Here is a 13,586-nt window from a genome sequence, read left to right on the forward strand (position 1 = left end):
ATATGGAATTTAGATATGTAATAATTCTTATTTGCATTGTTTTCACCATTTTTCTGGTGTTTAAAGAAATTCGTCGTGCTGATAAATCGAGGTTGGTTTTGAGATTATTGGCAAGTATTTTTATGATTGCCAGTTTTGCATTTTTGATTATTCCCATTACGTATTCGGTAACGAAAGAAGAACCTGCACATGAAATAAATATTTTAACCGAAGGCTTCAAGTTAGATTCTATTTCTACGATAAATGGAAATAAATATGATCTTGACTCTACCCTATTTCCAAAAACTAAAAGATTAAAAATTAACCACATTGCAGATTTAGTTTACTTTTTAAAGGAACATCCAGAAATCAAGAAAATTAACATTTATGGTTATGGTCTGGATGATTCACAATTAAAAGGTCTATCCGATCATCAGATTTCCTTTCATGCTTCTGCCCTTCCCTCAGGGATTGTTTCTGCCAACTGGACAAAGAGATTAAATGCTTCTGAAAATTTAAAAATTCAAGGAATCTATAACAATCAAACGAATAAAAACATAAAATTAAAGCTGTTCGGGCTTGGCGCAAGTTTAGATTCAACAGAAATTAAAGCACATTCAAAAGTTAATTTTTCCTTTCTAAATCGTCCTAAACAACAAGGAAAAGCCATTTATAAACTCTTTGCACTACAAGGAAATGATACGCTTTCAGCCGAACCGGTTCCATTTGAGGTGGAGAAAAAAGCGCCAATCCAAGTTTTGATCTTAGCTTCCTTTCCCGATTTTGAATATAAATTCCTTAAAAAGTGGTTGTATGAAAATCAATATCCAGTCGCTTTTAGAAGTCAGATCAGTAAAAACAAGTACAGTACCGATTTCTTGAACATGAAGGCGGTAAACCTCAATCAGATTAATCGATCTCTGCTAAAAAATATGGATTTGGTTGTTATCGATGAAGATGAACTTTCTTCGATTTCTGGTGCGGACAAATCTTCGATATACAATGCTGTAAATGACGGCATGGGATTAATTGTAAGGGTAACCAACTCTAAACCAAACGGGAACAGCCAAAACTTTAACCAGTACGAAGTTTTATCTTCAACCGAAAAGCCGTTATCCTTAAAATCTATAGATAATTTAAAGTTTAATAATTTACCCTTTACGCAAAGCTTATATTTAAAAGCGGGTGCAAATAATCAACCCCTGATTCTCGATGAAACTGGGAAAATTGTTGTAAATAGCCAGATCAGCGGAATGGGAAAAATTGTAACATCGTCGCTTTCATCAACCTATCAATGGCAACTGGCAGGAAAACAAAGCGATTATGGTCGGTTTTGGTTGATGCTATTTGCAAAATCTTTAAGAAAAAAGGTTAAAAATCAATCATTAGAAATATCACCAAAATTTCCATCAGTTAACGAAAAATTAAGATTCATTGTGAATTCAGCCGATAGCAAATTGCCTAAAATCTTAATTGATGGTACAAAAATATATCCTAGGCAGAATATGGAGCTTCCATTTGAGTGGGATGGATTTTTCTGGCCAAAAACACCGGGTTGGGTAATCGCAACAATTAACCAAAAAGCAGAGCGCATATATATTTATAAAAAAGAAGATTGGTTAAATTTTAAATCTACATTAAGGCAAACCAAAAATCTCGATTTCTTTAAAAACCAACAGAAGAAGATTATTAAACCAGGCAAAATGCAGTATTCAACAGAAGATGAAATTTCAAAATGGTGGTTTTTGCTTACTTTTTTAATAACATCGGCATTTCTTTGGTATGAATCTAGAGTTTTAGCGAATAAATAACCTATTGAAACTAAAATGTTATATTCCTTAAGTCTATTGCTTTAAAGAAATAGCTATATTGGGTTGTTAAATCACCTAAACCGAACCAATTGAAAAGAAAAGACTTCCTTTACCTATCCGGAATGGGTATGGGCGCTTTGATGCTACCAGATTTCTCTGCGTTTGCAAATCCAATCGACCCACTACAGGCTCTAGATCGAGTAGATGTAAAAATTAAGAAAGAACTGGCTGATGTTGCACTAAACGCAGCCAAATCTAAAGGCGCAACTTATGTTGACGTACGCATTGGCAGATATTTAAACCAATTTGTGGCCACTAGAGAAAAACGAGTTCAAGGCGTTGCCAACACAGAATCTTATGGTGTTGGAATTCGCGTTTTGGCGAATGGCTGTTGGGGTTTTGCAGCAACCAATAAGGTAACCAAGGAAGACATTGCCAAGGCCGCCGAACAAGCAGTTGCTGTTGCAAAGGCAAACTCAAAAATTCAGGGCGAACCTGTTCAGTTGGCACCGCAGAAGGGTTATGGGGAAGTCAGTTGGAAAACCCCAATAGAAATAAACTCTTTCGAAGTTCCCGTTAAAGAAAAGGTAGATCTTTTACTTAATGTAAACGATGTTGCCATGCAAAATGGTGCTAATTTTGTTAATTCTGTACTTTTCGCAGTTAACGAACAAAAATATTTCGCATCTACTGATGGTTCTTACATTGATCAGGATGTGCATCGCATTTATCCAACCTTTAACGTAACCAGAATCGATAAAGAATCAGGCAAGTTCAAAACCCGTAATTCGCTCAGTTCTCCAATGGGAATGGGTTTTGAATATATGCATGCTAGACCAGAAGACAAAGTTGCCGGAATTGTAACCAGATATAAGGGGCGTTACGATATGCTTGAAGATGCAAAAGCAGCGGCAATTGTTGCTGGTGAAAAAGTTAAGGCAAAATCTGTAGAGCCCGGAAAATACGATTTGGTTTTAGATCCTTCTCATCTTTGGTTAACCATCCACGAGTCTGTTGGGCATCCTACAGAATTAGATCGTGTTTTGGGTTACGAGGCAAATTATGCTGGAACCAGTTTTCTTACTTTAGATAAATGGGAATCGAAAAAATTCAAATTTGGAAGCGATAAGGTAAATATTGTTGCCGATAAAACGCAGGTTGGTTCTTTAGGTGCTGTAGGATATGATGATGAAGGCGTAAAATGCAAAAAGTGGGATTTGATAAAGGAAGGTGTTTTGGTAAATTATCAGGCCATCCGAGATCAGGCACACATTATTGGCTTAACTGAATCACAAGGGTGTTGCTATTCGCAGGGCTGGGACGATGTTCAGTTTCAGCGTATGCCAAATGTTTCTTTACAGCCCGGAAAAGAAAAACTAAGTGTAGATGATATGATCAAAAACGTTGAAAAAGGAATTTATATTATTGGTGATGGCAGTTTTTCAATCGATCAGCAACGCTACAATTTCCAGTTCGGCGGACAGATCTTTTACGAAATTAAAGAGGGAAAAATTGTCGGTATGCTAAATGATGTGGCTTACCAAAGCAATACACAGGAATTTTGGAACAGTTGCACAGCTGTATGTGATGAAAGCGATTATCGCTTAGGTGGATCATTTAACGATGGAAAAGGTCAGCCGGCACAAAGCAGTGCAGTTTCTCATGGAAGCTCAACAACAAGATTTAATGGAGTTAATGTTATTAATACAGCAAGAAAAATATAATTATGGCCATATTAAGTAAAGAAGAAGCCCAGGCAATACTCAAAAAAGTACTCAGCTTTTCCAAAGCAGATTTCTGTGAGGTAAGTTTAAATGGATCTGACGGAGGAAATATTCGCTACGCAAGAAATGCTGTTTCAACCGCAGGACAAATAAGCGTAATGAGCCTTGGTGTGAGCTCGACATTCGGCAAAAAAACAGGATCGGCAACCATTAATGAATTTGATGATGCTTCCTTACAAAAAGTTGTTAAAAGGGCTGAAGAATTGGCCATGTTGGCTCCAGAAAACCCAGAGTTTATGCCTCCACTTGGTCCACAAACCTTCCCAGAATCTACAACATACAATGCAAATACCGCTGCCATGACGCCCGATACTAGAGCTGAAATGGTGGGCAAAAGTTTAAGTGTTTCCAAAGCCGCTAATTTAGATGCAGCAGGATTTTTGGAGAATTCTACCCGATTCAATTCGATTATGAATTCAAAAGGCTTATTTGCTTACAATAAGGGCACAAACGTATCTTTTTCAGTAACTGTTAGAAATAAACAAGGAACTGGGTCTGGCTACATCGAACAGGATTTTAACGATCTATCCAAAATGGATACGCTCGCCCTAAGTAAAATTGCTGCCAGCAAAGCAAATGGATCAGCAGGTGCAAAAGCAATCGAGCCAGGAAAATACACGGTAATTTTAGAACCGCTTGCTGCAAGCGATATGCTTGGCAATATGTTTAGAGGCTTTGATGCAAGAAGCGCAGATGAAGGCAGAAGCTTTATGAGTAAAAAAGGTGGTGGCACGCGTTTAGGCGAACAGCTTTTTTCAGAAAACGTAAATATTTATTCTGATCCATTAAATTTGGATATTCCTTCAGCCCCTTGGAATGGAGATGGTTTGCCAATAAAAAGAACACAATGGGTAAAGGATGGGATTGTTAAAAACCTTTCGTACTCGAGATATTGGGCAGCCCAAAAAGGTGTTGAACCTGTACCATTTAGCAGAAGTATTGTTGTTGAAGGCGGAACACAAAGTCTTGAAGAATTAATTAAAAGCACAGAAAAAGGAATATTGGTTACACGCTTTTGGTATATAAGATCTGTTGACCCTCAAACCTTATTGCTAACAGGCCTTACACGTGATGGTACTTTTTACATTGAAAACGGAGAAATAAAATTCCCAATTAAAAATTTCAGGTTTAACGAAAGTCCTGTTATTATGCTTAACAATGTAGAAGCATTAGGAAAACCTGTGAGAACTGGAAGCGGAATGATTCCGCCAATGAAAATTAAGGACTTTACTTTTACATCACTATCAGACGCGATATAAATAAATCTGTCTTTGAGTAAGATGGCTTTGATAAGTTCAAGCTTTAACGTTTGAATTTGTCAAAGCTTTTAATATTGCAATGTTTTTTATCATCTAATTTTTCAAAAATTGAGAAGAAGGGATTTTTTATTTATGACCGGCATTGGCGTCGGCGCATCAATGCTTGAAAGTGTGCCAGTTTTTGGGCGGTTAATTTCAGTAGAAGAGGCGTTAACACCTGTTGATGTTGCACTTAAAAAGAAAATGGCTGATGTTGCTTTAAATGCGGCAAAATCTAAAGGGGCAACTTACGCCGATGTTCGAATTGGCAGATACTTAAATCAAGTTATTGCAACTAAAGAAAAACGCGTAGAAAATGTTGCCAATGCAGAATCATATGGTATGGGTGTTCGGGTTTTGGCTTTTGGATCATGGGGTTTTGCTGCTACAAATAATCTCGATAATGATAGCATTGCAAAAGCAGCTGCCATGGCTGTAGCAATTGCGAAAGGCAATTCGAAAATAATGAGCGAACCTGTTCAACTTGCGGCACAAAAAGGTTACGGAGAGGTAAGCTGGAAAACTCCATTAGAGAAAAATGCATTTGAGGTACCCATTACCGATAAGGTTGATTTGTTGCTTAATGTAAATAACGAAGCCTTAAAGGGTGGTGCAAAATATGTTAACTCCAATCTTTTTATGGTTAACGAACAGAAATATTTTGCTTCAACAGATGGTTCTTATATCGATCAAGATATTCACCGAATTTGGCCAACGTTTACAGTAACCAAAATTGATGCCGCTGGCGGAAAATTTGAAACCCGTAATGCGTTAAGTGCCCCAATGGGAATGGGTTATGAATATTTAACGCCAAAAGACGATGAAAAAATCAAAGGCGGACCAGTTACCATGTATAAAAAACGCTATGATATTTTTGAAGATGTTAAAGAAGCAACGGCTCACATTGATGAAAAGTTAAAGGCAAAACCGGTTCAGCCTGGCAAATATGATTTAGTTTTAGATCCCACTCACCTATTCTTAACCATTCACGAATCTGTTGGCCACCCTACCGAATTAGATCGGGTTTTGGGTTACGAAGCAAATTATGCAGGTACAAGTTTCCTTACATTGGATAAATGGGAATCAAAAAAATTTAATTTCGGAAGTAAAAATGTAAATATCCTAGCAGATAAAACTGAAGTTGGTTCGCTCGGAGCTGTGGGCTATGATGATGAAGGCGTAAAATGTGGCAACTGGGATATTATAAAAGATGGAATTTTAGTTAATTATCAAACCATTAGAGATCAGGCACACATTATCGGTTTAAAAGAATCGCAGGCCTGTTGCTATGCCGATAGTTGGGATAGCATCCAATTTCAGAGAATGCCGAATGTTTCGCTTGCTCCCGGAAATGTTGCTTTAACTGCTGCAGAAATGGTAAAAAATGTAGAGAAAGGAATTTATATGTTTGGCCGAAATTCTTATTCAATTGATCAGCAACGCTATAATTTTCAATTCAGTTCTCAATTGGCTTACGAAATTAAGGAAGGTAAAATCGTTGGCATGTTAAAAGATGCAGCCTACCAAGCCAATACACAAGAATTCTGGAATTCCTGCACGCAATGTTGCGATAAAAACGATTACCGCTTAGGCGGAACATTTTCTGATGGAAAAGGTCAGCCAAGCCAGGTAAGTGCCGTATCGCATGGAAGCGCAACCTCTAGATTTAATGGTGTAAACGTTATTAATACAGGCAGAAAGTTAGGTTAATTATGATTTAAGGATTGCTTAAATAACCTTTTGAGCAATCCTTAAATACGATTTTTTTAGTAACGCCAGTGCAAGCTCAACATCAGTGTCGCTCTTTATGTAAAAGCTGATCCAACCTGATCTTTTAAAAACATGATGCTCTTCTGCTTCTCCTTTACCCATTAAATGTTTCTTGGTTTCTTGATCGAACAAGACATCCAAAATACCATTACTGTGTACATGGCCAATTTCCTTTTTATTGAAATTAAATTGTGTACCTCCGAATTTGTGCAAACTGATGCTTACTCCTTCCCAACTTACAACCTTTTCCTCTAAAGAATCGAGCCAGATTAGTTTTTTAGGTTCAAAAACTGAGAGCCATAGTTTTATTCCACTATCAAATATTAAAGCAGTTAACGGGATGTTTTTTATAAACCCGAGCCTTTTAACAACGAATGAAAACATTATTGTTCGCTAAGTTTTTTAATATGATCCATAACCCTCAAATGTACATTTCTGGTAATGCTTTCTGCCCAAACATCGTAATACCAAATGGGGAAAACGCGAAGGTTATACCAACTATTACCAATTAGCGTAGTGGTGCCGTTACCATTATCTTTTAGCAAAAACTGCCCTCTATTAATATCTATGTGTCCCATAATTTCAGGATCTTGTGGCTGTCCAACAATATCAAAAGTTAGGTTTTTATTTACATCAAAAGCAACAATTTTTTCATCAAATGTATAGCCATTACTAAATATACATTTTCTGCCAGCACCGTATTTGTAACCTGTAACCGTGGTTTGCATTGGGCTAGGCATACCAATCTTAAATAACCAGTACTTATTGGGCTGTTTAATTTTATCAAAAGCGACAACGTTTTTCCAGATTTTTGAAGGAGGTGCGTTTATAACAATTTCATCAGAAACCATATTTTCATATTGATGATCAGAAATGGAATCGACTACAAAAACCATTAAAAGTAAAGAAACAATACTCACATTTATTGTCTGATTCTTTTTCCTAAACATCATTTTCCCAATAAATGCACCGGTTATAACAAATACTAAAATCAATGGAGAAACGATAATAAGGCAAATTACACCTTCGCCCAAAAAGATGTAGCTGAGTGCAATGGCCAGCAAACTGTTAATTAAAGAATAACCGATAATCGTTTTAGTTTTTAAATGTAAATCTCGCCAAAACCAAGCACTAATAATCCCGATAAGGATGGGCAAGATTACAAACTGTGAGTAAACCATTACTCCGTTTTTTTCTACATGTAGTAGCCTATTCACACCAATAATTACGAGTACAAGCAGATTGGAAACGATAAAGCCTAAAAGTTTGTTAGATTTAGATGATGTATTCATAGCATTTAAATTATTTTCTAAATCAAACATACAAAATAAATTATTAAACTTTCAAAAGTTATTGAAAATAAAATTATAAATAGAACTTTTATTATCGGAGCTCAATCATCAAAAGGTATCACAGTAAGCACACAACATTCATCATCTAACTCTTCATTAGCTCATTCTAGTCATAATGTGTTACAGTGTAGACATTTGTCAATAATACACGCCTAAAAGTTTTAAAATTTTAAGGTATTTTTTAAATAATTACTAACTTCAAATATAAGTTTGCTTCTAACTACATCCCTTACTTATGATTTCCATCAGATACATTTGTATTCTATGCTCATTTTTTATATGGTCTTGCAAATCCTCTGTAAGTAGGCATAACGACAACGAAATACTTGTAAAAAAAATAATTGACAGTGCCATTCAATTGGGAGACCATAATAAAACAGAACAGGCATTCCGATTTGTTGACTCATCATTTGCTAAAATCAAAAATCCGGGAATTGGCGATGAATTTGAGCGACTTAATTTTTTTTCTCGGGCTTACTATCATGTATATCTAGTTCAGGATAATAAAGCAATTTTGAACAAAGCCGAAATTTATGCTGATAGTACAATAAGCTTAATAGAAAACAGCAATGATATCCCGCGATATTGGAAACAACTTAATAAAAGTTATATTTTTAAAGGAGATATATCACTTGAAAAAAAACAATATAGTTTAACCTATCAATGGTTTTTCAAGGCCAAACGGCTGAGTGACAAATTTGGAACACCTTATGATAAAAGCGAATTCAATGCTCGTCTAGCATCTTTGAATTATGCCCAGAAACGATATCAGACTGCGGCAAAGTATTACGTGTCACAGTATAACGAACTTCAAAAATGTGATCCAAATATTGATATCTTCATGCGTACTCAGGGTGCATTGGATAATGCCGGCTTAAGTTATTCAAATTCCGCAGCTCCAGATAGTGCACTAATTTATTATGTGAAGGCCATCGCATATATAAATTCAAATGAGCCCAAATACCCAAAAAATAAAGCCTTTATGGCTGAGGCAAAGGCTGTGATCTACAAAAATATTGGGAATTTGTATAAAAGTTCATTTAACTATGAGAAAGCTTTAAATGCTTATACAAAAAGTATTGATCTTTTTAAAAAGTTTACCAATAGCCCCGAATATATTTTAAGCAGTGAGCTTGAACTTGCAGGTCTTTACCTAAAAATGGCCAATTACAATGCATGTAATCAAATTTTAAACAAACATGAATCAGAAATCACCAAGCCGGATGGTAATAAATTACTTTGGTACGAACTGAAAATTGATTATTTGTACAAAACAAAAAGTTTAAATGATGTACATAAATATATTGTAGAATATGCCAAAGTAAAGGCAGATTCGGATAAGGAATTCAGGAATGCTTCATCTGAAAATATAAATCAGAAATTTTACGATTTACAAAAAGAATATGAGTTAAATCTTCTCAAAAAAGAAAACCAGCTCAGCAATTTATATCTAATTATTGCTATTGGTTTTACGATCATGGCTTTATTTATTTTATATCAAATTTGGAGGAACTGGAAAGCAACCAAAAAGAACAACAATACATTAATACTTCTAAATAAACAGGTTACGGAACAAAACCTTCATCTTCAAAACACGCTAACAGCTCTAGAACAAAGCCAGGAAGATAATAAACGGGTAATGAAAGTAGTAGCACACGATTTAAGAAGCCCAATTGGTGCTATAGTTAGCCTAGCGGGTTTTATGTTAAGTGACAATAGACTTCAGGGAGAAGATCAACATTTAATGGAGTTGATTCAAAATTCTGGATCAGATTCTTTAAAGTTTGTAAATGAGTTGCTTAATCGGGAGTCGACTGTAAATGAAATGGAAAGAGATCCTGTTGATTTAAATGCCCTACTTCATTATTGTGTTAATTTACTTCAATATAAAGCCACAGAAAAAAGTCAAAAAATTGTTTTAAAAAGTATTCCGGTTACCCTAAGTCTCAATAGAGAAAAAATATGGCGTGTAATGAGCAATCTCATTACAAATGCGGTAAAGTTTAGTCCTGAAAGTTCGATTATAGATGTAAATGTGAGCATTCTTAAAGATTCGGTATTGATCTCCGTTAGAGATTCCGGAATTGGGATTCCAGATCATATTAAAGAAAAGATATTTGATATTAATGAAGAGGCCAAGCGCACGGGCACAAAAGGAGAAAAGTCTTTTGGAATGGGCTTAATCATTTCTAAGCAAATTATTGAGGCACACAAGGGGAAACTCTGGTTTAACAGCATCGAGAATAAAGAGACAACTTTTTTCGTAGAACTTCCGTTATTATAAATGCATGGTAGATGATCTTTGTACTACTATAAAAACCATTAAACTTTATTGACATAAAAAAGCCCCTTTGCTTGATTTATATCAAATAATTACAGAAAAAGCGCATTCATTATTGTATTATTACGTACATTGAATTCAGTCTTCAGCCTTAATATTGATTATGAGTTATCAAAAATATCTCTTTTTATTTTTTATCTTGTTTTCAATTTCGTGTAAGCAATCAAATCAAGAAATAGATAACAGTGCACAGCTAAATCAAATAATTGATAGTGCTACCCACCTTGTCGATTTAAAAAAAAAGGACCAAGCTTATCAATATCTCGATGCTGCATTTGAATCCATTAACCCGAATCTTAAAGATACTTGGAAAAAATACTATTTTAAGGAAAGTAATTACTTTATATCAGCACGTTTAAATAAAGACAAAAAAGACCTCGCTCTTGCTGATTTATATGCAGACAGCATGCTCAATCTAATTAAGGATAACCGAGTTGAGGAAAAGCTTCGCCATGAATTCAGCATCTCGAACTTTCTTAAAGGCGATGTTCTTTTGGAAATGGAAAAATATGAAGAATCTTACCAATATTTCCACAAAGGGAAACTTCTTGCCGATGAATCTAAAAATACCTGCGATCAGGCTGATTTTAACAGCCGTTTTGCATTCTTAAATTACGTACAGGGTAAATACAGGCAGGCTGCATCATTATTTTTTCAGGCTTATAAAAATAATTTAGACTGTAAGCTGGATTTTGAGAGATACGCGGCCATTCAAGGTGCTTTATGTAACGCTGGTTTAAGTTACGAGCATATAAAAATGACAGATAGTGCTTTAATCTGTTATAAAAAAGCCATTGCCTTTTTAGAAAAAAACCAAGCAGCTTTTCCATACAAAAACGCATTTACAAAAGTTGCCAAAGGCGTTGCTTACCATTATATGGGCGATGTTTATTTAGATAGTGGCAATAATGAAAAGGCAGAAGAATATTTAAAAAAATGCATTACACTAAATGGGAGAAACAGCTCGGAAGTAAGAAATGCGCAGATAGCGGAAGTAAAACTGGCAAGATTATATTTAAGTACGGGTCGATTTAAGGAATACAATTCAACCATGCGCTCTGCTCGTGCCTCAATGGATTCTCTTACAAATCCAAGAAACGAAGTAGATTGGCAAAAATTACAGATTGATTATTTAAACTTTACGCAACAATATGATAAGGCAAAAAATTTGATGCCAGCTTATTTAGCATCAGCTGAAAAACAAAATGCTGGGTTGAGAAAACTTAACAATGTGGATGCCCGAACGGAATTCTATAATCTCCAAAAGGATTATGAGGTTACAATTCTTAAAAAAGAAAATCAACTCAGTAATTTATACCTAATTATTGCGGTTGGCTTTACAATTATGGCTTTATTTATTCTTTATCAAATTTGGAAAAACTGGAAGGCATCCAAGCAAAACAATAATGCTTTAATACTCTTAAATAAGCAGGTAACAGAACAAAATCTTCATCTTCAGAATACCTTAACCGCACTTGAGCAGAGCCAGGAAGAAAATAAGCGTGTAATGAAAGTAGTTGCGCACGATTTAAGAAGCCCAATTGGCGCAATTGTAAGCTTAGCCGGTTTTATGATGAGCGATAATAGGCTACAGGAAGAAGATCAGCACCTAATGGGATTAATTCGAAACTCGGGATCAGACTCTTTAAAATTTGTAAATGAACTTCTTAACCGCGAATTGGTTGTAGAGGAAATTGAAAAAGATCATGTCGATTTGAGCGCCTTACTTAATTACTGCGTTAATTTGCTCCAATACAAAGCGACAGAAAAAAATCAGAAAATTGTTTTAACCAGTACGCCGATTACACTTGGCCTTAATAGAGAAAAAATATGGCGTGTAATGAGTAATTTGATTACGAATGCTGTAAAATTTAGCCCGGAAAAATCTACCATAGAAGTAAATATGGGCATTTTTAAAAATTCTGTCTTAATTTCCGTTCAAGATACAGGAATTGGAATTCCCGATAAGATCAAGGAAAAAATATTTAACATTAACGAAGAAGCTAAACGTCCTGGTACCAATGGCGAAAAATCTTTTGGAATAGGATTGGTAATTTCAAAACAAATTATTGAAGCCCATAATGGTAAAATCTGGTTTAATAGCGTAGTAAATAAGGGAACCACATTTTTTGTAGAGCTCCCGATTTCGTAGCTACTCTACTCCTTTCGCATTCGTTTTAATGCTATACAAGGATTTTGAGGCCGTAATGAATAAAATATTTCTATCTTTTCCACCGAAACAAATATTTCCGCACCATTCTTCCGGCACATCAATATGACCAATATTTTCTCCTGTAGAGTTATATATGCTAACACCTTTTCCGGTTACGTATATATTGCCGTTACGATCCAACGTCATCCCATCAGAATGCTGACTCAACACAACTTCCTTTCTACTTAAACTGGCATCAGCATTAATTTTATAGCGATACGTCTGATTTGCACCCATATCTGCAACGTATAAACACGTTCCATCTGGTGTACCAACAATTCCGTTGGGTTTTACCACATCAACAGCTACAACTATGGCTTCCTTTTTTCCCTTTGGAAGATAATAAACCAGTTGTCTTTCTAATTCTGGTTTCTTTCTGGTCCAATAATCTCTTTGATAATATGGATCTGTAAAATATATTCCGCCCTTGTTGTCCAGCCAGATATCGTTCGGACCATTTACTTTCTTTCCCTCATAATCAGAAAATAATACAGTGATTTTTTTATGCTTATCAATAGACCAGATTTGGTTATTTTCATCGGCACAGACAATTAAATTGCCCTTTTTATCGAAGTATGTTCCGTTTGCTCGCCCAGCCTTATCCATGTATAAACTAAGTTTTCCATGGGTATCGTACTTCCAGATTTTATCATTAGGCTGATCTGTAAAAAATACATTTCCTTGCTTATCTACTGATGCCCCTTCTGTAAACTTAAACTGTGAAGAAATAAGTTTTAAACTATCCTGAACAAAAATTGGATTTATAGATTGTGCCAGAGAGATTGAAGCCGTTGAAATGAAAATGGATAGAAGAAAAAAATATTTCATAGTGTAATATTTGGTGAGATAAAGTCAGGATTTATATTTTGCGATGCAAGTAAAAAATTGTACAGTTTTATCATTTATTCTTCGCTTTGCTCAGAAAACAGCGCTTTTGTCGTCATTTCGAGCGAAGCCGAGAAATCTTTAAACATTCTTTACGAATCGCTCTTCAAAGATTTCTCCATTCCACTGCGCTCCAGTCGAAATGACGAAAGAA

The 13,586-nt window shown here is 35.4% G+C and carries 9 protein-coding genes; 6 read left to right on the plus strand and 3 right to left on the minus strand.

Features of this window, described 5'->3' with window-relative positions:
- The first annotated feature begins 2 nt into the window (after window positions 1–2).
- From DF947_RS19810 to DF947_RS19825, 4 genes are all read left to right on the plus strand, one after another.
- A complete protein-coding gene (locus DF947_RS19810) occupies window positions 3–1,790 on the plus strand; it encodes a hypothetical protein (RefSeq protein WP_109932210.1) in 1,788 nt (595 codons plus the stop codon).
- An 89-nt stretch (window positions 1,791–1,879) separates the two neighbouring features.
- Complete coding sequence (locus tag DF947_RS19815; protein WP_109932213.1) at window positions 1,880–3,514, plus strand: TldD/PmbA family protein; 1,635 nt, start codon at window positions 1,880–1,882, stop codon at window positions 3,512–3,514.
- Between the two features lie 2 nt (window positions 3,515–3,516).
- Window positions 3,517–4,833, plus strand: a complete 1,317-nt coding sequence (locus tag DF947_RS19820; protein ID WP_109932215.1) for a TldD/PmbA family protein — start codon at window positions 3,517–3,519, stop codon at window positions 4,831–4,833.
- A gap of 132 nt (window positions 4,834–4,965) precedes the next feature.
- Window positions 4,966–6,582, plus strand: a complete 1,617-nt coding sequence (locus tag DF947_RS19825; protein ID WP_240615428.1) for a TldD/PmbA family protein — start codon at window positions 4,966–4,968, stop codon at window positions 6,580–6,582.
- 18 nt (window positions 6,583–6,600) lie between these two features.
- Here DF947_RS19825 and DF947_RS19830 read toward each other — a convergent pair whose 3' ends face one another.
- Window positions 6,601–7,026, minus strand: coding sequence for a luciferase domain-containing protein (locus tag DF947_RS19830; RefSeq protein ID WP_240615429.1), 426 nt, complete (start codon window positions 7,024–7,026; stop codon window positions 6,601–6,603).
- Window positions 7,026–7,934, minus strand: coding sequence for an SRPBCC family protein (locus DF947_RS19835; protein WP_109932294.1), 909 nt, complete (start codon window positions 7,932–7,934; stop codon window positions 7,026–7,028). The genes DF947_RS19830 and DF947_RS19835 overlap by 1 nt, the downstream gene beginning before the upstream one ends.
- Window positions 7,935–8,352: 418 nt before the next feature.
- On the opposite strand from DF947_RS19835, the gene DF947_RS19840 reads away from it, so the two are divergent.
- Both DF947_RS19840 and DF947_RS19845 read left to right on the plus strand, forming a co-directional pair.
- Window positions 8,353–10,278, plus strand: coding sequence for an ATP-binding protein (locus DF947_RS19840; protein WP_158526301.1), 1,926 nt, complete (start codon window positions 8,353–8,355; stop codon window positions 10,276–10,278).
- Window positions 10,279–10,438: 160 nt separating this feature from the next.
- The gene (locus tag DF947_RS19845; RefSeq protein WP_109932223.1) at window positions 10,439–12,487 is read left to right on the plus strand and encodes a sensor histidine kinase; all 2,049 of its coding nucleotides are present in this window, start codon (window positions 10,439–10,441) and stop codon (window positions 12,485–12,487) included.
- Here the strand turns inward: DF947_RS19845 and DF947_RS19850 are convergent, their stop codons facing one another.
- Window positions 12,488–13,375: an SMP-30/gluconolactonase/LRE family protein gene (locus DF947_RS19850; RefSeq protein ID WP_109932225.1), complete on the minus strand. Its 888-nt coding sequence runs from the start codon at window positions 13,373–13,375 to the stop codon at window positions 12,488–12,490.
- Between the last annotated feature and the right edge of the window lie 211 nt (window positions 13,376–13,586).

This window comes from Pedobacter paludis, from assembly GCF_003173575.1.
GTDB lineage: Bacteria > Bacteroidota > Bacteroidia > Sphingobacteriales > Sphingobacteriaceae > Pedobacter > Pedobacter paludis.

Bases quoted from the DNA above. Each gene is read 5' to 3' on its own strand.
- DF947_RS19810 (WP_109932210.1), top strand. From the start codon at position 3: ATGGAATTTAGATATGTAATAATTCTTATTTGCATTGTTTTCACCATT.
- DF947_RS19820 (WP_109932215.1), top strand. From the start codon at position 3,517: ATGGCCATATTAAGTAAAGAAGAAGCCCAGGCAATACTCAAAAAAGTA.
- DF947_RS19825 (WP_240615428.1), top strand. From the start codon at position 4,966: ATGACCGGCATTGGCGTCGGCGCATCAATGCTTGAAAGTGTGCCAGTT.
- DF947_RS19830 (WP_240615429.1), bottom strand. From the start codon at position 7,026: ATGTTTTCATTCGTTGTTAAAAGGCTCGGGTTTATAAAAAACATCCCG.
- DF947_RS19835 (WP_109932294.1), bottom strand. From the start codon at position 7,934: ATGAATACATCATCTAAATCTAACAAACTTTTAGGCTTTATCGTTTCC.
- DF947_RS19845 (WP_109932223.1), top strand. From the start codon at position 10,439: ATGAGTTATCAAAAATATCTCTTTTTATTTTTTATCTTGTTTTCAATT.
- DF947_RS19850 (WP_109932225.1), bottom strand. From the start codon at position 13,375: ATGAAATATTTTTTTCTTCTATCCATTTTCATTTCAACGGCTTCAATC.